16 protein-coding genes and 1 tRNA gene are annotated in these 24424 nt (G+C 34.9%); 4 read left to right on the top strand and 13 right to left on the bottom strand.

What is annotated here, in order from left to right; genetic code table 11:
- Positions 1–44 precede the first annotated feature (44 nt).
- The 8 genes from Q0857_RS04735 to Q0857_RS04700 all read right to left on the bottom strand — a co-directional run bounded on the left by Q0857_RS04735 (position 45) and on the right by Q0857_RS04700 (position 11835).
- Positions 45–1838, bottom strand: a complete 1794-nt coding sequence (locus Q0857_RS04735) for a cbb3-type cytochrome c oxidase subunit I (protein WP_298532707.1) — start codon at positions 1836–1838, stop codon at positions 45–47.
- A 25-nt stretch (positions 1839–1863) separates the two neighbouring features.
- Positions 1864–2937, bottom strand: coding sequence for a cytochrome c oxidase subunit II (locus Q0857_RS04730; RefSeq protein WP_298532705.1), 1074 nt, complete (start codon positions 2935–2937; stop codon positions 1864–1866).
- A gap of 29 nt (positions 2938–2966) precedes the next feature.
- A complete protein-coding gene (locus Q0857_RS04725; RefSeq protein ID WP_298532704.1) occupies positions 2967–4334 on the bottom strand; it encodes a quinol:cytochrome C oxidoreductase in 1368 nt (455 codons plus the stop codon).
- 22 nt (positions 4335–4356) lie between these two features.
- Positions 4357–4908: a cytochrome c gene (locus Q0857_RS04720; protein WP_298532702.1), complete on the bottom strand. Its 552-nt coding sequence runs from the start codon at positions 4906–4908 to the stop codon at positions 4357–4359.
- Positions 4909–4916: 8 nt separating this feature from the next.
- Complete coding sequence (locus tag Q0857_RS04715) at positions 4917–5447, bottom strand: DUF3341 domain-containing protein (protein WP_298532700.1); 531 nt, start codon at positions 5445–5447, stop codon at positions 4917–4919.
- Between the two features lie 9 nt (positions 5448–5456).
- Positions 5457–7187 (bottom strand): NrfD/PsrC family molybdoenzyme membrane anchor subunit, encoded by a 1731-nt coding sequence (gene nrfD / locus Q0857_RS04710; protein WP_298532698.1) that lies wholly within the window; start codon positions 7185–7187, stop codon positions 5457–5459.
- 28 nt (positions 7188–7215) lie between these two features.
- Positions 7216–10473, bottom strand: a complete 3258-nt coding sequence (locus Q0857_RS04705; RefSeq protein WP_298532696.1) for a TAT-variant-translocated molybdopterin oxidoreductase — start codon at positions 10471–10473, stop codon at positions 7216–7218.
- 69 nt (positions 10474–10542) lie between these two features.
- Positions 10543–11835, bottom strand: a complete 1293-nt coding sequence (locus Q0857_RS04700; RefSeq protein ID WP_298532694.1) for a c-type cytochrome — start codon at positions 11833–11835, stop codon at positions 10543–10545.
- 216 nt (positions 11836–12051) lie between these two features.
- Between Q0857_RS04700 and Q0857_RS04695 the strand changes: the two genes are divergently transcribed.
- On the top strand, positions 12052–12450 hold the full coding sequence (locus Q0857_RS04695) for an SPOR domain-containing protein (RefSeq protein ID WP_298532692.1): 399 nt from the start codon (positions 12052–12054) through the stop codon (positions 12448–12450).
- A 70-nt stretch (positions 12451–12520) separates the two neighbouring features.
- Here the strand turns inward: Q0857_RS04695 and infB are convergent, their stop codons facing one another.
- The 3 genes from infB to rimP all read right to left on the bottom strand — a co-directional run bounded on the left by infB (position 12521) and on the right by rimP (position 17078).
- Positions 12521–15292 (bottom strand): translation initiation factor IF-2, encoded by a 2772-nt coding sequence (gene infB / locus Q0857_RS04690; protein WP_298532690.1) that lies wholly within the window; start codon positions 15290–15292, stop codon positions 12521–12523.
- A gap of 80 nt (positions 15293–15372) precedes the next feature.
- Positions 15373–16605, bottom strand: coding sequence for a transcription termination factor NusA (gene nusA / locus Q0857_RS04685; protein ID WP_298532688.1), 1233 nt, complete (start codon positions 16603–16605; stop codon positions 15373–15375).
- 11 nt (positions 16606–16616) lie between these two features.
- A complete protein-coding gene (gene rimP / locus Q0857_RS04680; protein WP_298532686.1) occupies positions 16617–17078 on the bottom strand; it encodes a ribosome assembly cofactor RimP in 462 nt (153 codons plus the stop codon).
- 135 nt (positions 17079–17213) lie between these two features.
- Here rimP and Q0857_RS04675 point away from each other — a divergent pair, with 135 nt between their 5' ends.
- Positions 17214–18038, top strand: a complete 825-nt coding sequence (locus tag Q0857_RS04675) for a universal stress protein (RefSeq protein WP_298532684.1) — start codon at positions 17214–17216, stop codon at positions 18036–18038.
- A gap of 139 nt (positions 18039–18177) precedes the next feature.
- Here Q0857_RS04675 and Q0857_RS04670 read toward each other — a convergent pair whose 3' ends face one another.
- The gene (locus Q0857_RS04670; RefSeq protein ID WP_298532682.1) at positions 18178–21228 is read right to left on the bottom strand and encodes an esterase-like activity of phytase family protein; all 3051 of its coding nucleotides are present in this window, start codon (positions 21226–21228) and stop codon (positions 18178–18180) included.
- A 264-nt stretch (positions 21229–21492) separates the two neighbouring features.
- On the opposite strand from Q0857_RS04670, the gene Q0857_RS04665 reads away from it, so the two are divergent.
- Positions 21493–23220: a tetratricopeptide repeat protein gene (locus Q0857_RS04665; RefSeq protein ID WP_298532680.1), complete on the top strand. Its 1728-nt coding sequence runs from the start codon at positions 21493–21495 to the stop codon at positions 23218–23220.
- 197 nt (positions 23221–23417) lie between these two features.
- On the top strand, positions 23418–24056 hold the full coding sequence (locus Q0857_RS04660) for a hypothetical protein (protein WP_298532678.1): 639 nt from the start codon (positions 23418–23420) through the stop codon (positions 24054–24056).
- Between the two features lie 258 nt (positions 24057–24314).
- Here Q0857_RS04660 and Q0857_RS04655 read toward each other — a convergent pair.
- Positions 24315–24387 (bottom strand) — tRNA-Gln (locus Q0857_RS04655).
- Positions 24388–24424 lie beyond the last annotated feature (37 nt).

The following is a 24424-nucleotide window of genomic DNA, read 5'->3' as shown; positions in this document are numbered from 1 at the left end:
CTTTAAAAAGTGAGCTTTTTTTTAAATATAAACTATGTTGTAATCTAGTGTTGCAACTCTTCTTCTCCTTCTTTTAAAGGCACTATTTGTGGCACAAAATCAACATCATGACCAGGTTTACTATAGTCGTAAGCCCATCTGTGTACATGAGGAATTTCTCCAGGCCAGTTTCCATGAATATGCTCAACCGGCGTTGTCCACTCTAAAGTTGTTGACTTCCATGGGTTTTGTACTGCCTTTTTCCCATAGAAAATACTAATAAAGAAATTGTATAAATATACGATTTGCACAACTCCACCAATTAATGCAAATATGGTAATTATCACATTTACATTAGCTAAGTCATCAAATAATGGAAAATTAGAGTTTGTATAATATCTACGAGGTAAACCTGCCATTCCAATAAAGTGCATTGGGAAAAACACACCATAAGCGCAAACCGCGGTTAACCAAAAATGGATATATCCTAGGTTTTTATTTAACATACGACCAAACATTTTTGGGAACCAATGATAAATACCAGCAAACATACCATAAAGAGCAGATATACCCATTACCAAGTGGAAGTGAGCTACCACAAAATATGTATCATGTACGTTAATATCTAAAGCAGAATCACCAAGAATAATCCCTGTTAAACCACCGGTAATAAATGTTGAAACAAATCCAATTGAAAACAACATAGCTGGATTCATCTGAAGGTTACCCTTCCAGAGTGTTGTTATCCAGTTAAAGGCTTTTACTGCTGATGGTATAGCAATTAATAATGTTGTGAAAGTAAATACAGATCCCAGAAAAGGATTCATTCCTGAAATAAACATATGGTGACCCCATACAATTGTAGATAAGAATGCAATAGCCAATATAGAAGCAATCATTGCGCGATAACCAAATATAGGTTTACGCGAATTTGAAGCCATAATTTCAGAAACTAGACCCATTGCAGGTAATATTACAATATATACCTCTGGGTGCCCCAGGAACCAAAATAAGTGTTCAAACAATACCGGAGATCCACCTTGGTAATGTAAGACTTCACCTTGAATAAATATATCTGATAAGAAGAATGATGTTCCAAAACTTCTATCCATAATTAATAACAATGCCGCAGATAATAATACCGGGAATGAGATAACACCGATAATAGCTGTTACAAAGAATGCCCAAATAGTTAAAGGTAATCTAGTCATTGACATACCTTTAGTACGTAAATTGATTACTGTAACAATATAGTTAAGAGAACCCAATAATGATGATGCAATGAAAATAGCCATTGATACTAACCATAGTGTCATCCCCATACCAGAACCACCTTGTGCCATTGGTAACGCACTTAAAGGTGGATAAATAGTCCATCCAGCTGCTGCAGGACCTGCTTCTACAAATAACGAAATAACCATGATTACACTTGATAAAAAGAATAACCAATATGATATCATATTTAAGAAACCTGATGCCATATCACGTGCACCAATTTGTAATGGGATTAATAAATTACTAAACGTACCACTTAAACCAGCTGTTAGCACAAAGAACACCATTATAGTCCCGTGAATTGTAACTAATGCTAAGTATATATCAGCGTCCATAACACCATCTGGCGCCCATTTTCCAAGTAGCGCTTCAAATAATACGTTTGGTTCTTCTGGCCATGCAATCTGCATACGAAACATCATAGACATTAAAACACCTATAACACCCATAATCGTACCTGTAACGAGGTACTGCTTTGCAATCATTTTATGGTCTTGACTAAATATATATTTAGTTACAAACGTTTCTTTATGATGATGTCCGTGGTCGTCGTCGTGAGCGTGAGTATCTGCGTGTGCTGACATAATCTTATATCGTTTTTTCTTTTTATTAGTTAATTAGAGAGTTTTTGAATTCTTTTTGCTCTTTTATCCAAGCATCGTATTCTTCTTGAGTTTCAACTACAATTTTCATTTGCATGTTGTAGTGCGATTTACCACAAATTTTATTACATAATAACAAGTAATCAAATTCATAACGCTCTAGAGGTTCTTCTCCTTTAGCTACTAATGGTTTACTATTTTCAACTCTAATTTTATTAATTCTTGTAACTTTCTCCTGCATTTCAGGTGTTAAACGCATATCTGCTGTTGTAACTGTTGGCGTAAATCCGAATTGTGTAATCATACCAGGCACACAGTTCATTTGTGCTCTAAAGTGAGGCATATATGCTGAATGTAATACATCTTGAGATCGCATTTTAAACAACACTGGTTTTCCCACAGGTAAATGCAATTCAGTAGTAATAACATCATCCTGTGCATTAGGATCTGCTTCATCTAAACCAAGAATATTAGCACGATCAATATCAATTAAACGTACGTTAGCCTTACCTAATGTATTATCTGCACCCGCATATCTTGCTTTCCAGTTAAACTGTTGCGCATATAATTCCACTACAATAGGGTCATCACTCTCGTCAACACCCATAATGTTAATCCAAGTATTTAATCCATAAATAATCAATCCAGCTAATACAATAACAGGAATGATGGTCCAGATAGCTTCTAGCTTATTATTATCAGCAAAGAACAATGCCTTCTTTCCTTTCTCCCCTTTATATTTAAAAGCGAAATAGTGCAATAAGAATTGCGTAACCGTTTGCACAAAAAAGATGATAACCATTGAAATTACCATCAAGTTGTCAACTGTAGGACCATGTTCTGATGCCGAATTAGACATTAAAGGTAAATCACCCCATTTAACCAAACATACAATGGTTATTACATAGATGAATGCTAAAAAGCCCATCATTAAATAACCGTTCATGGTATTATCTTTATCAGTAGCAACACCAGAAGTATCACTTCCGCCTTTAGCTTGTGCTAAATCAAAAATCTTAACCATTTGCCAAATGGCAATTAAAATAAATACTAAAACTATAATTGTTAATAAAGCAGTCATTGGTATCGTTCGTCTTTATTTATATCTAATTAATAATGAAATTCTTCACTTTCTTTTCTGAAAGGGTAACCTTTAACCAGTAACGGTGCTTTTGATAGTGCAGTAAACACCACAAATATGAATAACCCTGCGAAAAGTAAAACAGAACTTATTTCTGGAATGCCAATAAACCATCTGTCTCCGACAGTAGCCGGCATAATCATGTTGAATATATCTATATAATGTCCAAATAAGATGACTAAACCTGCCATTACTACAAACCAAGGAATACGTTTATAATCTGCATTCATAAGCATTAATATAGGGAACACAAAGTTCATTACTACCATACCTAAAAAGGGTAATTTATAATCTTGGAAACGTGTTACAAAATATGTTACTTCTTCTGGAATGTTTGAATACCAAATAAGCATGAATTGAGAAAACCATAAGTATGTCCAGAAAATACTAAAAGCAAACATAAACTTAGCCACATCATGCAAATGGTTTTCATTTACAAATTCTAACTGACCTTTAGATTTTAAGTATAATGTTATTAAAGCGATTACTGTAATTCCACTAACAAACATACTAGCAAATACATACCATCCAAATAATGTTGAAAACCAGTGTGGATCAACACTCATAATCCAATCCCAAGACATCATAGATTCTGTATAAATAAAGAATACTAAGAATGCTGCTGAAATACGGAATGACTTTTTAAAGTTACTTTTATCTTCAGCAGTATCTTGAGCAATAGAGAATTTTCTAGAAAAGTGACGATATAAACTCCATCCTGCAATAAAAATTAAACCTCTAATGGCAAAGCCACCAATATTTAACCATCCGGCTTTACCCTGAATTAATTTATCATGAGCAACCACATCTGGGTCCATCCAAACAAATAAGTTATAGTGACCAATCGTACCAGATGCCACTGCAATAGCCAACACAATAAGTGCTCCTGGCAATAAATAAGCGGTAATACCTTCCATCACTCTAAAAAGAACAGGCGACCATCCCGCTTGTGATGCAATTTGAATTGCGTAGAACGCTAAAACCCCTAAAGCAATCATCATAAAGAAAAATGCCGCTACATATAATGCCGACCAAGGTCGGTTAGCTATTTGGTGTTGCACATGCTCAATGTGCTTCGCGTGTTCATCTACTTCAGCATGGGCAGAATCTCCATGGCTTTCACCATGAGAATCAACTGCTGCATGTGCACCATGACTTGCTTCAGCATGATCTGCTTCTTCACCATGTCCTCCACCGTGATGTGATTCTTCTGCAAGTAAGTGCTCAACTTCTTCAAAAGATTTATGAGATGTCATAAAACCATATCCAACACCTAATGCTCCTAAAATCATTAGAATGAAAGAAAATGTCTTTAATTTATTTGAAAATGTATACATATCTATAATAATCTTATCAATCTTACTTTTCTAAATCTGCTTTCAACTTTAATACATAAGAAACCACTTGCCAACGTTCTTCCTCGTTCAACTGGTTTGCATATGATCCCATAGCGTTTTTTCCGTAGTATATTGTATGATAAATACTCCCTTCTGTAATCGCTCTTCCCGCATCATCATAACTAGGAATACCTAATATTTTCTCACGTTTAACTAAGTTTCCTTGTCCATTACCTTTATTACCATGGCAAATTCCGCAGTAAATATCATATAACTCTTTACCTCTATTTAAATCAACAGCCGCAGAATCTAAAGGACTCATTAAAGTTGTTTTAGCTAAGTCATATCCTTCAGTCGTATTCTCAATATCAAAAGGAACGAACCCTCTAGCTATAGAACCTTCTGCAGGTAATTGAGCCTCTACCCCATTAGGAAATGCCGCTTCACCATATGTTTCATATCCAGCAGACTCATACATGTTTGGCATGAATTGATAGTTAGGAGCTGTACTCTTATTACAAGATACGGCTACAAAAACTACTGCTATTACTAATATTTTAATTAAGCTTTTCATATTATTTATTAATGGGCTTTATCAACTAAATTAACTTCAACTGCTCCAGTTTCCTTAAGCAAACTCTCTAATTCATTTTCATTTCCGTGAACTGCAATTTCCATTAAGAAATGATCATCTGTTGTTCTTGGATCAGGATTTTCAGCATTTTTAAAAGGCCACATTCTACTACGTAAGTAAAACGTTATTACCATTAAGTGAGCTGCGAAAAACACAGTAAGCTCAAACATAATTGGTACAAATGCTGGCATATTTTCTAAATAACTAAAACTTGGTTTACCACCAATGTTTTGCGGCCAATCTTCAATCATGATAAAATTCATCATTACAATGGCAACTGTTAAACCTATAAGCCCATAAATAAATGCTGTAATTGCAATTCGTGTAGGCTCTAGTCCCATAGCTTTGTCTAGCCCGTGAACTGGAAAAGGTGTATAAATCTCTTCTATATGATGCTTTTCTGCCTTTACCTTTTTAACGGCCGACATTAAAATATCATCATCTGTATAAATAGCGTGAATTACTTTTGAAGCTTCCATATGCTACTTTTAGTTTATTAATTTTTTAGCTTGTCCTGACCAGTCATCACGTTCTGCCCTTCCTGGGAAAGAACCTGTAATCTCGTCTAACAAATCATATTCTCTTTTTGTCATCTTACTAACCTGTACATAAGTAAATATGCCAATGCTATTAAGTACTTCTTCCATTTTCGGACCAATACCATTAATAACTTGTAAGTCATCTGCAGTTTGGGCTGTAGCATCAAACTTTCCAATGCCTTCAAATAACTTATTTATTTTCTCTGTATGATCGACTAATGGTTCTTCACTTAAAGTTCTTTTTGAAACCTTTAGGTTAGACGTTCTTTCATCGGCACCAGTACCTACTAAACTATCTCCAGCTTCTCTTATTTTTTTGTAACGTTCTCCAGACGATTTCAAAATAGTTTTAACCTCTGCCTGAGCAATTACTGGGAATGTTCTTGAATATAATAAGAATAACACAAAGAAGAATCCTATTGTTCCAATGAAAATTCCAATATCAACAAATGTAGGAGAGAACATTGTCCATGATGATGGTAAGTAATCACGATGTAACGATGTTACAATAATTACAAAACGCTCAAACCACATTCCTATGTTCACGACAATGGAGATAAAGAAAGAGAACATGATACTTGTTCTAAGTTTTTTAAACCACATAAATTGTGGAGAGAACACGTTACAAGTCATCATTGCCCAATATGCCCACCAGTAAGGTCCTGTGGCTCTGTTTAAGAATGCATATTGCTCATACTCTACACCAGAATACCATGCAATAAACAACTCCGTAATGTATGCCACACCAACTATAGAACCTGTAATCATAATTACAATGTTCATTAATTCGATGTGTTGTACTGTAATATAATCCTCAAGATTACACACTTTTCTCATGATAATAAGCAGAGTATTTACCATAGCAAATCCAGAGAATACCGCACCAGCAACAAAGTATGGTGGGAATATAGTGGTATGCCAACCGGGAATAACCGATGTGGCGAAATCAAACGATACAATAGTATGTACAGAAAGTACTAATGGCGTTGCTAAACCAGCAAGAACCAATGATACTTCTTCAAAACGTTGCCAATCTTTAGCTCTACCGGACCATCCAAAACTTAATAAAGCATATATTTTCTTTTGAAAAGGTTTAACAGCTCTATCTCTAAGCATAGCAAAATCTGGTAATAAACCTGTCCACCAGAAAACTAGTGATACCGATAAATACGTTGAAATTGCAAACACATCCCAAAGTAATGGTGAGTTAAAGTTTACCCATAACGAACCAAATTGATTTGGAATTGGTAACACCCAATATCCTAACCATGGACGACCCATGTGAATAATTGGAAATAGACCTGCTTGTACAACAGAGAAAATGGTCATTGCTTCTGCAGAACGGTTAATTGCCATTCTCCATTTTTGACGGAATAATAAAAGTACTGCAGAAATAAGCGTACCTGCGTGACCAATACCAACCCACCAAACGAAGTTAGTAATATCCCAAGCCCAACCAACGGTCTTGTTTAAACCCCAAGTTCCTATACCTGTAGATATTGTGTATAAAATACATCCGATTCCCCAAAGGAAAGCCACAAGTGAAATACCAAATACTATCCACCATTGTTTATTTGCTTTTCCTTCTACAGGTTTAGCCACATCCACAGTTACGTCGTGGTATGATTTTTCGCCTGTAACTAAAGGTCTTCTAATAGGTGCTTCGTAATGAGACGCCATAATTATATAATTGATTCTTTAATTAGATTTATGCTTCAGTTGTATTTCTCACTTTTGTTTGGTACTGCACATTAGGCTTTGTTCCTACATGCTCCAATAAGTGATACATACGATTATCTTCTAAAAGTTTTGCAACTTTACTGTCTTTATCATTGATATCTCCAAAACTCATTGCACCACTACTACATGCAGCAGAACAAGCTGTTTGGAATTCACCATCCTTAATTTGACGACCATCACGTTTGGCATCAAGAATAGTTTTCTGTGTCATTTGAATACACATAGAACATTTTTCCATCACACCACGAGAACGCACAACAACATCTGGATTTAATACCATACGACCTAAATCATCATTCATATGATAATCAAACTCGTCATTACCATTGTATAAGAACCAGTTGAAACGACGCACTTTATACGGACAGTTGTTTGCACAATATCTTGTACCTACACAACGGTTATATGCCATATGGTTTTGACCTTGGCGACCATGAGACGTTGCAGCCACAGGACAAACCGTTTCGCAAGGTGCGTGGTTACAATGCTGACACATTACTGGTTGGAATGCTACTTGAGGATTCTCAGAAGCATTTTCCATTTCACCAAACTCACTTAATGAGCTTCCTAAACCAGAAATATTTTCCTTTTTATCATTATCACCTTCAAACGATTCCTCAGATGAATAATATCTATCAATACGCAACCAGTGCATATCGCGGCTACGACGTACTTCTGTTTTACCAACTACAGGTACATTGTTTTCAGCATGACAGGCAATAACGCAAGCCCCACATCCTGTACAAGCATTCAAATCAATAGATAAGTTAAAATGATGTCCAATTGAACGATCAAATTCATCCCATAAATCAACTTCTGGAGATGTTACTGGCGTTTCCTTATGATTTAAAGAAACAACAGGCACAGCATTCCAGTGCCTTTTATCTTTGGTATTAAAAATCTCTAAAGTTGTTTCCTTAATGATATCTCCACGTCCCATTAATGTATTATGAAGCTGAACTGAAGCAAACTCATGCTCTCCAGCTGCTGGTTCGATAGTTACATTTTGAACGTTATTAAAATTCTGGTATAATGCATATGCATTAGCACCAGTTTGCATCTCTTCTTTTAATCCAGCAGTTCTACCATAACCTAAAGCTAGTCCAACAGAACCTTTTGCTTGCCCTGGTTGAATCATTACCGGAGCAGTTATAGTAACACCATTTACAGTAACATTTGCATAACTACCGTTTAATGCACCGTTTGCAACATGCGTATTTGTTAAACCAATCTTAGCAGCATCAGCCTTTGAAACCGTTAAGTAGTTATCCCAAGATACTCTTGTTATTGGATCTGGAAATTCTTGTAACCATGGGTTATTGGCTTGTTGACCATCTCCCATACCTACTTTTGTATATAATGTTAACTCTAATCCTTGTGGTTTTGCAGATGATGCTAAAGCTTGAGCATAACTTCCTCCTGTAAGTGATGATGCATTTTCGTTATTACTTGACTTTACAGTAGAATGTGTAGTCTTAGTAATATATTCATCTTTATCCTCTTCTTTTAACTTTAAATCTACAGCAGTATTATGAATGACGCCTCCTACCCATGTTCTGTCTTTCTTAGCTTTTAATTCTCTTGAAGTTGTTGATGTAACACCTTCTAGCTCATCGATGTCATCAGATTCAGCAGTAGCACTCGAAAAGAAACCATCATGCAAAGCTTGGTTATAAGATGCGCCATTAAGAATATCTTCATTCCAAATTAACTTGATGTAATCACTATAAGACTGATCATTGTTAGTCCAAGTCAATAAAGCGTCTTGAAATTGTTTTGTATCAAATAAAGGACGAATAGTAGGTTGTATTAAACTATAATGTCCTGTTTTAATTTCAACATCACCCCATGATTCTAAATAATGTGGCGCTGCAGCAATATATTGTGTTTGTATAGACGTTTCATCTTCTTTCATTGAAAACGCAACCGATAATTGTGTTTTCTTTAAGCCCTCTGCAAAATCAGCCGCATTAGCTAAAGTATATAATGGATTTACACCACTCATAATGATAGCTCCAACTTTACCTGCTTTCATATCAGCAACTAGTTGAGAAACATCGCTATCAATACCTTGCCTTGTTTTAATTGAAACTTGACTGTTAAATGCCTTACTCGCTAAATATTCGTTAAGCTCTAAAGCAACCGTTTGTGCATTTACATCTTGAATACCTGTAACAACAACTCCTTTGCTTCCAGCTTTCTTCAATTGAGACGCAGCGCTTTTTACAGCAGCTTCAACAGATTCAGGTAAACCACTAACAGAAACATTGTTTCCTGTCACCAAACTATACAATTTAGCTAAAGCTAATTTTTGTTGTGAAGGTGTTAAAGGCACACGCTTGTCTGCATTTGCACCAGTAAGAGACATATTAGACTCAAACTGAATGTGGCGAGACATTTTACCATGATCAGGCACTCTGTTTTTAGAATATCCTGAATCAAAACCTCCGCCTTGCCAGTCTCCTAAGAAATCAGCACCTATAGACACAATAGTCATAGCCTCTGAAAAATCGTAATCAGCTAATCCTCTTTTGTTATATTTATTTTGAAAAGCTTCAATTGCAGCAGATTCAGAAACAGCATCATAAACTACATGGTTTACATTTCCGTATTCTTCTTTAAAATCTGCTATTAGGTTTCTTGTTGAAGGGCTTGCATAAGTCTGTGTTAATAACACAATAGATTTATCGGATCCTTTTAAACCATTTAAAGCTTTAGTTGTTTCAGTATTAAAATCGCTCCAAGAAATTGAAGAACCATCTTTTTTTGGCCCTTGAACTCGTAAGCTATCATACAAACCTAAAACTGAAGCATTGACTCTAGCATTAGCACTTCCATTAGTACTAGCCAAATTGTTGTTTTCAATTTTAATTGGACGACCTTCACGCGTTTTAACTAAAACACTAGCAAAATCAAAACCATTTGCAATCGTAGTTGCATAATAGTTAGCAACACCAGGAACAATCTCGGTTGGTTGCACTACGTAAGGAATTGATTTTTTAACAGGTCCTTCACAAGCTGCTAAAGAAGCTGCCGCTGTACTAAACCCTACATATTTTAAGAAATCGCGACGTGTTGTAGCAGTATTCTCTAATGTTTCTTTATCACCTAAAAACTCATCAGTTGGAATTTCTGTTACAAACTCGTTTTGTTTTAGCGTCTCAACAATAGAGCTATTTTCGTTTAGCTCCTCAACACTTTTCCAGTATTTCTTGTTTGATGACATATTATATAATTGAATTACTTCTTAATTAATTTTATTGCTTCCGCTTTCCGCAGAAAAGAAACTACTTTACTAGTAGTGACATTTACCACATTCCAGTCCACCCATTTGAGCAGCTGTTAAATTATCAACACCGTACTTTTTAGATAACTCTTCGTGAATTTTCTCGTAGTAAGCATTGTCTTTAACATTAACATCTGTCTCTCTGTGACAGTTAATACACCAACCCATGGTTAATGGTGCATGCTGATACATGATTTCCATTTCTTCAACTGGCCCATGACATGTTTGACATTCAACACCAGCAACAGTTACGTGTTGTGAGTGATTGAAATATGCAAAGTCAGGTAAGTTATGAATACGAACCCACTTTACCGGCTGAGATTCTCCTGTATACTTTTGATCGGCATCGTCCCATCCTGCAGCAGCATATAATTTCTTAATCTCTCCATCATAGAATTCTTTAGAATACTCAGCAGATGTTTCTCCGTTGTATTCATAAATTGATTTATGACAGTTCATACACACATTCAAAGAAGGGATACCAGATGTTTTACTAACTCTAGCAGAAGAGTGGCAGTATTTACAATCTATCCCATTATCACCAGCGTGTATTTTGTGTGAGAAATGAATTGGTTGCACAGGTTGATATCCTTGATCCACTCCTATTTGTGATAAATAACCATAAACAAAATAAGCACTGGATAATAAAAAGAAAATAGCGACAACAATCATTAAGAATTGATTTTGCACAAATGCTTTCCAAAGTGGCTTTCTTCCAGTTTCAACTTCTAAATCGATATTTTGAGCGGAAGCAAAACGACGTAATGTTTTGTTGACTAAATATAATCCTGCGGCCAATAGTATAAACAAAATAGCTAACGCACCCAAAATAAGTTCATTTGAAATTCCTCCAGAATCTTCAGAAGCCTGAGTTCCTCCTGCCACTGCCGCTGGTGCAGCAGACGCTTTCTTTTCTTCAGCAGTATATGCTAAAATATTATTTAAGTCGTCGTCCGAAAGTTGCGGAAATGCCGTCATCGCAGCACCACCAAACTCGTTATAGACTTTGTTTGCGTAAGCATCGCCAGACTTAATCATTCCAGAACTGTTACGAATCCAGGCGTAGATCCAATCTCTATCTAACCCTTGATCATCAGACAAACGTGTCTCCACATTACGTAAAGCAGGACCTGTCATCTTCTTATCTAATTGATGGCAAGCTGCGCAATTGGCATTAAATAAAGATTTTCCTTTTGCTGGATCTCCTTCCTGAGCAGAAAGCGAGGTTGTAAACGCTACTAATACTATTAAGCCTAAACTAAAAAAGCTTCTGCTTAATCTTCGGTGAATCACCTTTCTCATATTGTTGGTTAAATTAACTTCTTAACTTTGGTATGACTTTTGTCAGTTGTTAACTGAAAAAAATCATAGTTATAAAATCTCAGGCAAAAGTAATATTTAAAGTCGATTCTCGAAATTTTAAAGAAACGTTAATATATAATTTAGAGGGATTCTAAATAATAAAATAGCCTGCAAATAAGTTTAATACTTATACATTTGCATAAATATAATTAAAATATGATATCAACTAATTTTAGGACAGCAATATTTACTGTTATATGTTTTTCTTTAGTATCAACATCTATTGCTGCTCAAGAGGGGCAGGTTACTATAAATCAAGATAAAAGCATAAGTACTTTATTGGAGCTTAAAAAAGAAATGAATAAAAATGAAAACGATTCTGATCGTTACAAAATTCAAATATATTCAGGCGGAAGAACACAAGCAAAAGATGCTCAAAACGACTTCTCAAAACTTTTTACAGATTGGAAACCAACTATGCAGTTCGAGGCTCCTAATTTTAAAATTTGGGCTGGCAATTTTAGAACACGCATAGAGGCTGATAGAGCTTTGAAGCGTATAAAAAAAGAATTCCCTAGCGCCTTTATTTTTAAACCAAAAAAGGAAAGATCATAACTAATCGAGTTGTATAAATAAAAAAAGCAACCTCAATGAGGTTGCTTTTTTTATTTATACAACTGAAATACTATTTCAATTTCTTCTTAACTTCTACCTCATGGAAGGCTTCAACAATATCTCCTTCTTTAATATCGTTATAATTCTTAATTTGCATACCACAGTCGTAACCTTTGGTTACTTCCTTAGCATCATCTTTAAATCGTTTTAATGATGCTAATTCTCCTGTGTAAACAACTACTCCATCGCGAATTAATCGAATACCAGAACTTCTTAGAATTTTACCGTTTGTTACCATACAACCTGCAATACTACCAACTTTAGACACTTTAAAGATTTCTCTAATTTCTGCAGTACCAGTAATCTCTTCTTTAAGCTCTGGAGACAACATTCCTTCCATAGCATCTTTAAGATCATTAATTGCATCGTAAATAATAGAATATGTTCTAATATCAATTTCCTCCTTATCAGCAATCATTCTTGCATTTCCAACAGGACGCACATTAAATCCAACGATGATGGCATCAGAAGCCGAAGCTAATAACACATCACTTTCAGTAATCGCTCCAACACCTTTATGCAAAATATTCACTTGAATTTCTTCAGTAGATAATTTCTGGAATGAATCTGTTAATGCTTCCACAGAACCATCAACATCACCTTTTAGAATAATATTTAGTTCTTGGAAATCACCAAGTGCAATACGACGTCCAATTTCATCAAGTGTTATATGACGCTGTGTTCTTACAGATTGTTCACGCTGCAATTGCGCACGTTTTGAAGCAATTTGTTTTGCTTCACGCTCATCTTCAAATACATTAAATTTATCACCCGCTTGAGGTGCACCGTCCAATCCTAAAATTGAAACTGGCGTTGATGGGCCTGCAGCTTCCACGTCATTTCCTCTTTCATCGTGCATAGCTTTTACTTTACCACTATGCTGCCCTGCTAAAACATAATCTCCAACTTTAAGCGTACCAGCCTGCACTAAGATTGTAGACACATAACCACGTCCTTTATCTAAAAATGCCTCGACTACTGTTCCAACAGCAGGTTTAGCTGGATTAGCCTTAAGCTCTAATAATTCAGCTTCAAGCAATACTTTTTCTAGTAATTCTTTAACACCAGTACCCATTTTTGCCGAAATATCATGGGATTGCACTTTACCTCCCCAATCTTCAACCAATAAGTTCATATTCGCAAGACCTTCTTTGATTTTTTCAGGATTAGCCGCTGGTAAATCAATTTTATTGATTGCAAATACTATGGGCACTCCAGCTGCTTGCGCATGCGAAATAGCCTCTTTAGTTTGCGGCATGATATCATCATCTGCCGCAGCTACAACAATAGCAATATCTGTTACTTGAGCACCACGAGCACGCATTGCCGTAAAGGCCTCGTGACCAGGGGTGTCTAAGAATGCTATTTTCTGACCATTTTCCAATTCAACTCCATAAGCTCCAATATGCTGTGTAATTCCACCAGATTCCCCAGCAATTACATTCTCCTCACGGATATAATCCAGAAGTGATGTTTTACCATGATCTACGTGACCCATAACCGTAACAATTGGCGCACGCGGTTTTAAGTCTTCTTCCTTATCAACAATCTCTTCAATAGACTCTTCAATATCGGCAGTTACAAACTCTACTTTGTATCCAAACTCTTCAGCAACAATAGATAATGTTTCAGCATCTAAACGCTGATTCATGGTTACCATCATACCAAGAGACATACAAGCCGAAATAATTTGAGTAACACTTACATCCATCATAGTAGCCATTTCACTAGCCGTAACAAACTCTGTTACCTTAATGATCTTGCTTTCCGCTGCTTCAATTTGTTGATCGATTTCAGTTTGTTCTCTGTGTTGATCTCTTTTATCTCTTCTATACTTAGCGCCTTTACCTTTGTTAGATTTTCCTTGAAGTTTTTCAAGTGTTTCTCTAACTTGTTTTTTCACATCTTCTTCAGAAGGTTCCTCTTTTACAACATTGCGTCTTCCTTGACCAGGCTTTCCTTTGAAACGATCATTACCTCTTCCTCCTGGCCTGTTTTGACCTCCAGAATTTGGTGCCCCTGCTTTGCTAATACGACGACGCTTTTTCTTAGTTGCATCACCTGGCTTAACGTCTGGTTTTTTATCTTCCTTCTTTTTCTTTGGTTTGTTAAATTGAGATAAATCAATTTTATCACCAGAAATTTTGGGTCCAGTAAGTTTTTTATACTGTGTTTTTACTTTCTCATCAGGAATAACGTTTCCTTCCTCGTCTGTAATAGTTGCTTGTTCCTCAGATGGAGCTTCTTGAGCAGGAACTTCCTTTTTAGGAGCTTCTTCTTTCTTTTTTGCTACTGGTTTCAGCTCAACTTTAGGCGCTTTCGCCTTAATTACTTCTTCCTTAACAGGCTCGGCAACAACCTCCTCTTTAACTGGCTCTTCTTTTTTCTCAACAACAGGCGTCTCTTCTTCTTTCTTCTTAGGATCTAAATCAATTTTTCCAACTTGCTTAGGTCCAGAAAGTGCTTTTGAAGCTTTAACAACCTCTTCTTCTTTAGCTTTTATGGCTTCTTGAGCTTTCTGCTTAGCTTCCAATTCTCGCTCACGTTTAATACGTAAGTCTTCCTTTTCTTTAAGCTTAGCTTCACTTACCTCTTGCGACTTCATTTTCTTATTAGCATCTGTCTCAAACTCATCTGAAAGCAAATTATATGTTGCCTCAGAAATTTTTGTAGTCGGACGCTTCTCTATCTCAACACCTTTAGAATCCAAAAATTCTACGGCACGATCTAAAGAAATGTTCAGCTCGCGTAATACTTTATTTAATCTAATTGTTTCAGCCATAAATCGCCTTTAATAATACTCAAATATATACATTATACCTTTTCAGGCATAACCATAGTGCAAATCTGCACTTTTATTTACTATTCTTCAAATTCTTCTTTAAGAATTCTAATTACATCATTGATGGTTTCTTCTTCTAAATCCGTTCTTTTAACCAAGTCGTTAACCTCTTGTTCAAGAATACTTTTAGCCGTATCTAAACCAGCTTTACTAAACTCTTCAATGATCCATCCTTCTATTTCATCAGAGAATTCTCTTAATTCAACATCTTCCTCTGCACCTTCTCTAAATACATCAATCTCATAACCCGTTAATTGGCCAGCCAATCTAATATTATGACCTCCTCTACCAATTGCTTTACTTACTTCTTCTGGTTTCAAAATAACCTCAGCACGCTTAGCTTCTTCATCTAATTTTATTGAAGTTACTCTTGCTGGACTTAATGCCCTAGTAATAAATAATTGCAAGTTGTTAGTATAGTTAATAACATCAATATTTTCATTACCTAATTCACGTACAATACCATGAATTCTGGACCCTTTCATTCCGACACAAGCACCAACTGGGTCAATTCTATCATCATAAGAATCAACAGCAACTTTTGCTTTTTCACCAGGTATTCTTACTACATTTTTAATAGTAATTAAACCATCAAAAACCTCTGGAATTTCTTGTTCGAATAATTTCTCTAAAAACACTGGAGAGCTTCTGGACATGATGATAGTTGGTTTTGCTCCTTTAAGCTCAACACTATCAATTACTCCTCTAACATTATCTCCTTTACGGAAGAAATCAGATGGTATTTGCCTATCTTTTGGCAATACAATTTCATTTCCTTCGTCATCCAATAAAATAACTGCTCTGTGGCGAATGTGGTGCACCTCAGCCGTATATATTTCTCCAACTAAATCTTTAAATTGCTTATAGATAATCGTGTTATCGTGTTCATGAATTTTAGAAATCAAATTTTGGCGTAATGCTAAAATTGCACGTCTACCTAAATCAATAAGCTTCACTTCTTCAGATACATCTTCCCCAACTTCAAAATCTGGTTCAATTTTTTGAGCCTCAGATAATGAAATTTCTTGGTTTGGTTCTTCAACCTCTCCATCAGCAACAACAATTCTATTTCTCCATATTTCTAAATCGCCTTTATCAGGATTTACAATAATATCAAAATTATCGTCATCCCCAAATTTCTTCTTCAGGGCGCTTCTAAATACGTCTTCTAAAATTGCCATTAACGTTACTCTGTCAATTAGCTTATCGTCTTTGAATTCTGAAAATGATTCAATTAACGCGACATTCTCCATAACTCTTTAAATTAAAATTTAATCATAACTTTTGCTTCTACAATATTTTCATAAGGAATATTAGCTTCCTTTTTTACAGTTACTTTACCCTTACCAACTGGTTTAGGTTCTCTAACTTTCCACTCTAATTTGATGTTATCATCTGTGGCTTCAGTAAGTGTTCCTTCAATTTCTTCAGAACTTGTTCTTACTTTAAGTGTTCTTTTAAGGTTCTTTTGATACTGACGCTTATGCACCATTGGGGCAGCTGCTCCTGCCGACATAACTTCTAAAGAAAAATCTTCTTCTTCCCTATCTAAATTATGCTCAATCGCTCTGCTTATAAACATACAATCTTCAACCAAAACACCATTATCACCATCAATTATAACCTTGATATGATTTTCTGGATTGATCGAAAAATCAATTAGAAACAAGTCTGAACGCTCAGTAAGCGCAGTTTCAAGCAATTCCGTAACTTTGGTTTTAAACATTTTTTAGTATAAAAAGAGGGGACTTTCCGTCCCCTCATAATCTTAATTTCGTCTTTCAACGGTGCAAATATATACTTTTTTATTGATTTCTAAAGGATTATTTCATAAATTTAGGTATAACTAACCTCTCTAAACATGCGAAAAATACTTGTACCAACTGATTTTTCTGATCAAGCGGAAAATGCTTTAAAGGTCGCAGCTCAATTAGCCAGAAAGCATAAATCTGAAATTTACCTATTACATATTTTAGAGATTCCACTTCATAAAGTAGACCCCTTAAACTCTTATAGCGATTTGCCTGAGGCCGTTTTTTTTATGAAACTAGCACATCAAAAGTTTGAAAAACTTAAAAACAGAGTATATCTAAAGGATATTGTTGTGCATGAAACTGTTGATTTTCATGAAATATTTAAAGGTATTTTTCATGTGAGTAGAAAACATGAGATTGATTTGATAATTATGGGGTCCAACGGGTCTAGCGGATTAACAGAAATGCTTATTGGAAGTAATACTGAAAAAGTAGTACGCACCTCAGAAAAACCTGTATTGGTAGTTAAAAAAGAACATACATCCTTTAAAGTTAAAGACTTTGTTTTTGCTTCCGATTTTAAAAAGGAAAGCATTCCTTCTTACAAAAAAGCTATAAGTTTTGCAGAAATGCTTAACGCTAAGATCCACTTACTCATGGTGAACACACCCAACAAATTCATCACTACAGCAAGCTCAAATAGACGCATGAATACATTTATTGAAGCATCTAAATTTTCAAACTACACGCTTAATATTTACAACGATGCCAACATTGAAAAAGGTATTATGAATTTTTCGCAATCTATAAACGCCCAATTAATTGGCATGAGCACGCATGGCAGACAAGGCATTTCTCATTTCTTTAATGGTAGTATTAGTGAAGATTTAGTAAATCATGCCAAACGCCCCGTAATTACCTTTAAAATATGAATGAAAAAAGGGCAACAATTTCTTGAAACCCCCTTTTATTGATTAATAGCATCTTTAAGACACTAACTTTTTGAAAAAGTCACATAAAACAAAAAATCCGATTCATCCGAATGAGATTTTGAATTTATTACATCACTATTTACAATTTAACAAAGCGCTTTACACCATGTTCTAATGTTTTAATAATGTATATGCCTGAAGTAAGTTCAGATACATTCAGGGATTCTTTGCTTTGAAACTTTTTTATCTCTTGCCCATTTACATTGTAAATAGCTCCAGAAAGTGTTTTATTAAATTTCAAACTACTGTTAATTACTGGATTAGGATAAATTCTGAAATCATTCTTTGCAACCTCTTTACTAATACTTAATACAGTATCGTCTATTTGAATAATAGCCATTGAACCACTAACCTCGTAGCCCACTAATAACAAATCTTTTGAATTTGGACTATTGGCTGCTGGGACAAATTTAATAATCTCTGGTGCAACATCTCCGGATGCTCTATTTCCTTTATAATAGGTAATAAATTCAACATCATTAGGGTCTGTTATATCGTACATTAAAATAGAACTTTGTCTTTCTAAAGCTATAAAAGCAAACGTTTTACCTTCTATTGTTCCAATAGCAATAGCTTCTGGCTCACCGCCTTTATCATCAGATCTATCATCTAACTCTCCTTCATCTTCGTTAAATGAAGCAGGTTCTTCTGATGCTATTTTTTGACCAAACTGATCTGCACTATCAAAGACTAAGTTTCCATACTCATCGAATATAGAGAACGACCTTGCTCCATAAGAGTAAATTTGCTCAATCTCACCATCGTTATTATAATCGCCTGTAGCAGTAGTCGTTTTTAAGCGCCCTAAATCTTCATCTGTTTGAAGCGTTGCTGCATCTGGATAGTATGATGCATTTAATGTTAAATCTTTAACGCGTTCTTCCTCAGAATACCCATCATAATCTCTAGCGTCACCTTCATTTGCCGTTACAATATAATTTACGCCATTAACACTATATGAAGATACCGCATCTGGCATAAACATACCTAATGTAGGATGTTGTGTAATATTAATAGCATCATCTCTATTAGAGGCATCAAAACCATAATCATTGGCAAAAGCAATAATTCCGAGTACACTATTATCTGTAATTCCTGCTCCAGCTAAGCCAAAGTCATTATCATTTATTACTGCAATTTCATTATTTGGGAATAGCGCAATACCTTCCGCTTTATCTGACCCCTGGTAACCAACAGATGGCAAGTTCAGCACTTTCGTTTTATGAACCACTAAAATACCTTCTGCTGCTATTTCGTCTGCGGTCAATGCTTCTAATTCCTTTCCGCCATAGTTTCCATTGCCTAGAATATTTGTTGCGTAATTAATATCAATTTCGAAAATATACTTTTTCCCTGTTGCCACAGTAGGGCCTTCAGAATCTCGCTCAATAACCAAGAATTTTCCATTTCCAGTATAAACAGCATCTCCCATTTTATCAACTCTAGATGAGGCGTAACCCGCATCTCGGTTTCTTTCTAATAAATATACATATTCACTTACAGGAACGCCAGTATCTGCATTAACCCCTAAAATTCTAATGACATCTGAATTATTTTTGGTGGCGCTAGATGGATTATACAACGGCGACTGTATAAAGGCATAGATGATATGATTTACTTCGTCGTAAGCAATCGCTTCAAAACCTCTATTCGCTCTTCGTTTAGAATAGACTTCTGGTAATGTTTCAGCGCCGTAAGCTCCAACAGCCTGAGGTGTTGTTCCTAATAATGAGGTTCCAGAAGGCACATAACGCTCAATGAGTTGTCCATTAGCTTCAAACTTATACAATGCCGGCCTGTACTCATCGCACATCCAAAATTTACCGTCCTTATCAATTAAAACACCTTCAAAATCTCCTCCATAGGCATCATAATCCAACTCATGATATTCTTCTGAAGCTCCATCAACATAATCGGCTTGGGTATAGGCCGTGGCCTCATCCGTGTATGTCACAGGAACCTCATCAAAACCGGGGATATTACCTTTTCCCGTAATAGGTGTAGTTCCATCCTTTCTGGTCAATAAAATTTGATCATCTAAAGTAATATTGCCTGTATTCTTATTTAAAGTAAATTTTGCTATTCTACCTTGGTAATTAGGCAATTTAAATGGTCTCAAGTTTTGAGAAGAAGCGGGGAGAACTTCAGCTTTAGCAACCGCAGCATCGTTTGGCCCTCTATCTGGCACGGCATAGAACACATAATTTGTAGCCGTAGAGTTTACAGCATCATAATACAATCCAGAAAAGCCACCCAATGCCACAGCATCTTGACCTCCATCGTAAACTGGAGTTCCTAATGATGGCCATGCGGATACCAAATCATTAACAACATAACTGGTAACTGAAGGCGTACCTAACAAATGGTTTTTATAACCAAGAGGTAGAATATCTAATACAGTATTATTACTTAAATCTACGACCACCAAAGCATTGTTTTCTTGACAGTTTACATAAGCTTTTGAGCCATCTTCCACTACGGTTATAAATTCTGGCTCTAAATCTTGTGATACGGTAGCCGCGCCATTATTCCCAAATATTCTAACGCCTTTATTTCGAAGACTTGCTTTTTTATCATCATAAGCATTAAAATTTATAGTGGCTACTGTTGCTGAAGCGACACCAGGACTTAAATCAATTATAGATATTGTTCCTTCAGGATCATTGGTGTAGTCATCAGAAGGCTCACCTTCATTCGCTACTAACAGTTTCATACCATCAGGAGTAAATGTTAACATATCTGGCAAAGCACCAGCGGTAATTTCATTTACATAAACACCATCTAAATCGAAAAACACAACTTTTCCAGGATTTTGTTTAGGATCTGCTTCTACGGCCACAGCAACAATACTCCCGTTTACTGCGATAGAATTAGGTCCAGCGCCATAAGTTGATAAGTCTACGTTTTTTACTAATACTGGTGTAGATGGGTCACTAATATCTACTATAGTAAAACTATTGTTTGCAGAATTGGTAAAGAAAGCTTGCTGATTGATAACATCATAGGCTACAGTTTCAGCTGAACCTTCAGTATTGGTCTCATAATTAGATAAAAACTGCAAAGGGTTTTGAGCCTGAACAGTAGTAAAACATAATGCTAGTACACTAGCAAAAAAAGTAATTTTTTTCATTCTTTTTTGATTCGATTAATTAATCCTCAAATGAATGAATTATAAAAAAACCCAATATTACTTTAAAATTATTTTGATGTAAAGTATGATGCGATAGTATTAAATTAACACAACCTCAAGTTTAACAATATTAAATTAATATTAAGACCACATAATAAAACGACTAATAGACAAAAAATAATTTTCCAAAAGTTAAACTTCTGTTTAAAGAATGATGCACATCTCAATATAATAGTACATTTACTAAAAAGACGATTCTACGGCGTGTTTAAAAGCATTTTAATATCAAATTTCACAAACTTATCGCGAACTACAGAAGATAACTATCTTGAACATTCTGTGCCGTTAGAAATTATTCATCTGCTTTCTAAGCATAAAAGCTTAAGAATTATATCTCCCCAATCCAAAGAACTCTTAAAAAGTGAATTTGGAAAAAATGTGGTTGTAGACTTTTACTTAGAAGGTTCTTTTTTAAGAACTAAAACTAATATTCGATTTAATCTTCAGCTTATTGATGCGCAAAACGCCAAATGCTTACTATCGATAAAGGTAGAAGCGGATAACGATAACATTTTTGAATTAATTGATGCTATTGCTTTAAAAATTGTTCAGTATTTAAAATTTGAATTTACAACGAATAAAGGTCATTTAAAAATAGACTCGAAAGCGTATGAGCACTATCTTAAAGGGATACGATATTGGAATTTATGGGACGAAAAAAATGTGAAAAGTGCGATAACACATTTTAAAGAAGTAATTAAAATTGAACCCAAATTTTCTTTAGTTTATGTGAGACTGTCTCAATGTTATTCTTTGTTAGCCGCAATTATAACTAAAGATAATTTCGAACATTACAACGCCGCAAAAACAGCAGCGCTTAAAGCTATTGCTTTGGATAACTCGTCTATTGAAGCTCACCTATCTCTGGCATTAATTAAACTAGTAAATGATGTTGATATTTTAAGTGCTTACTATTCTTTTGAAAGCGCTTTTTCAATTAACAATTCGCACGCAAAAGCACATCATTACTATGCTTATTACCTTATCACTATTGGTAAGTATCAAAAAGCCATTGAAGCATTAGAATTTGCATTAAAAGAAGATCCTTTTAATTTACAGGCAAATAGCACTTACGGTTTTGCGCTTTTACTTAGTAATAAATATGACGAAGCAGAGCAACATTTAAAAAAAACGCTTTCTACTCACCCAGATTCTGAAGTAACTTACGACGCCCTTATTTGGACTTATATTTTGAGCAAACAGTACGAAAAAGCTAGAAAAATGGTAGAAAACAGCAAAATGACTTTACTATTCTCTCCTGCCCTTGAAATTATTATTTATAATCTTTTAGAAGACTTTGATAACTTAAAACTGTGGAAAAACAAATTTGATACCTTAATAAAAAATGATACCGACGGGAATTACAATAAAGATGCATCAATTATTTATTTCGCTTTGGGCGACATACAAAATAGCGTAAAACATTTTGAAGCATTTTATAAAACTAAAATGGGGTTTATTAGAGCTTTATCACACCCCGCTTGGAAAACTTTTAGAGAAAGCGATAAGTTTTACATTTATAAAAAAAGATTAAAACTATTAAGACCCCAAATGCTGCCTTCCAAGCTTACCGAAAACAGGGATGATGTTATTGTAATTCACTCTACTACTTCTGAAATATTTGCAGTTGCCTCAAAGCAGTTACTTTTTATCGAATCTCAGGGCGTTTATTGTAAGATTGTGTTTTTAAATGAAGCAAAAAAAATTAAGGAAAGGGTAATACGCACATCGCTAACTAAAATAATGCGGGATACTTTCTATATTTATTTTTTTAGATGTCATAATTCGTATATCGTCAATACAAAAATCAATTATTTAATTTCCGGAAACCGTAAAAACTCCAAACTTGGTTTAAAAGATTATCTTATTGAAATTCCTGTATCCAGAAACAAAACATCAGATATTTTCGAGTTATTCCCACGCTTAAAATAACTATATTCATTCCTATTCATAACTATTTTTTCCTAATCACAACACATATTTCTTCATCTCTCACCACACTAATATTTTTGATGTAACAATTAAAAAAAGAGAGGAAAATGCATCAATTAAAATTAATCTTACTATCAATGTCTATTCTTTTTGCAACCAATATAAAGGCACAAAACGCAATGGAAAAAAGTCATCAAATGAAAAACATAAAAAAAATGACATCAAGCAAACAACATCAAATTACTCTTAAAAAAGGAGAACTGTTTCTAGTAATATCATCAATCACAAAACCAGGAGCACAAGAAGCAATGAATGCATATTTTCAAAAAGTATTTCCAATAGCCTCAAAAAATGGTTTTAAACCCTTGGCAAATTTGACCATAGATAAAGTAGTTGCTGGAAGTTATAGACCAAATAATTTTTTCGGACTTTATAAGTGGCCAAACCAAAAAGCTTCTGAAGCTTTTTTAAAAGAATTGCCAAATTCTGAACTGAAGCCGATGCGCTTAAAAGTATGGGACGAATTAAAACAACCAGGTATTATAATAGAGCAAGAAACCACCTTAACTTTTAATGAAGGAAAAGTTTATGAAATCACTATGCTTTGGGATAAGAAAAAAATTAAAAACAAAAAAATAGAAAAACATAAAGGTAAAATCCTATTCAGTGCAACCGTAAGTGGATATGAAGATTTAACATCTGGCAATGCCCCTCAGCACATTGCTATAATAGAATGGAATTCTGAGGCAGAAGCAAAAAAATACAAATATCATGAATATGGAAGCTTAGATAATGAAGAAGCCTTTTATACACATATTCAAATTCCTGAAAAGTAAGACTAACTCATTATAATACGCATTGTTAAAGCGTAAGTTATTCATGACTTGCGCTTTTTTTAGCTTATAAAATAGTAAGCAAGAACCAGATACTATATTAATGCTACTACGATAATCCTACAAATACCCTAACACTATTGAGAAACCCGCATTTTAAGGGTAAACCTTCGAGTTCTCATTATTATCTATACCTTAAAAGAGTCTGTATATTCAAAGCAAAAATCCTAACCGAAAAAACGATTAGGATTTAAATTACTGTTGGCCTACTAGGGCTCGAACCTAGACTCTTTGGTACCAAAAACCAACGTGTTGCCAGTTACACCATAGGCCATTCTTGTAACGAGGTGGCAAATTTAATATAAAAAAAT

Source organism: uncultured Algibacter sp., assembly GCF_947495925.1.
Lineage (GTDB): Bacteria > Bacteroidota > Bacteroidia > Flavobacteriales > Flavobacteriaceae > Algibacter_E.
The sequence above is the reverse complement of the archived record's forward strand: the minus strand, read 5'-3'. Positions and strand labels throughout refer to the sequence as shown.

What these genes read in the sequence shown, in the direction of transcription:
- Q0857_RS04730 (WP_298532705.1), bottom strand. Translation starts at nt 2,937, where the DNA reads ATGACTGCTTTATTAACAATTATAGTTTTAGTATTTATTTTAATTGCC.
- rimP (WP_298532686.1), bottom strand. Translation starts at nt 17,078, where the DNA reads ATGTTTAAAACCAAAGTTACGGAATTGCTTGAAACTGCGCTTACTGAG.
- Q0857_RS04735 (WP_298532707.1), bottom strand. Translation starts at nt 1,838, where the DNA reads ATGTCAGCACACGCAGATACTCACGCTCACGACGACGACCACGGACAT.
- infB (WP_298532690.1), bottom strand. Translation starts at nt 15,292, where the DNA reads ATGGCTGAAACAATTAGATTAAATAAAGTATTACGCGAGCTGAACATT.
- Q0857_RS04670 (WP_298532682.1), bottom strand. Translation starts at nt 21,228, where the DNA reads ATGAAAAAAATTACTTTTTTTGCTAGTGTACTAGCATTATGTTTTACT.
- Q0857_RS04715 (WP_298532700.1), bottom strand. Translation starts at nt 5,447, where the DNA reads ATGGAAGCTTCAAAAGTAATTCACGCTATTTATACAGATGATGATATT.
- Q0857_RS04725 (WP_298532704.1), bottom strand. Translation starts at nt 4,334, where the DNA reads ATGTATACATTTTCAAATAAATTAAAGACATTTTCTTTCATTCTAATG.
- Q0857_RS04660 (WP_298532678.1), top strand. Translation starts at nt 23,418, where the DNA reads ATGAAAAACATAAAAAAAATGACATCAAGCAAACAACATCAAATTACT.
- Q0857_RS04720 (WP_298532702.1), bottom strand. Translation starts at nt 4,908, where the DNA reads ATGAAAAGCTTAATTAAAATATTAGTAATAGCAGTAGTTTTTGTAGCC.
- nusA (WP_298532688.1), bottom strand. Translation starts at nt 16,605, where the DNA reads ATGGAGAATGTCGCGTTAATTGAATCATTTTCAGAATTCAAAGACGAT.
- nrfD (WP_298532698.1), bottom strand. Translation starts at nt 7,187, where the DNA reads ATGGCGTCTCATTACGAAGCACCTATTAGAAGACCTTTAGTTACAGGC.
- Q0857_RS04695 (WP_298532692.1), top strand. Translation starts at nt 12,052, where the DNA reads ATGATATCAACTAATTTTAGGACAGCAATATTTACTGTTATATGTTTT.
- Q0857_RS04675 (WP_298532684.1), top strand. Translation starts at nt 17,214, where the DNA reads ATGCGAAAAATACTTGTACCAACTGATTTTTCTGATCAAGCGGAAAAT.
- Q0857_RS04705 (WP_298532696.1), bottom strand. Translation starts at nt 10,473, where the DNA reads ATGTCATCAAACAAGAAATACTGGAAAAGTGTTGAGGAGCTAAACGAA.
- Q0857_RS04700 (WP_298532694.1), bottom strand. Translation starts at nt 11,835, where the DNA reads ATGAGAAAGGTGATTCACCGAAGATTAAGCAGAAGCTTTTTTAGTTTA.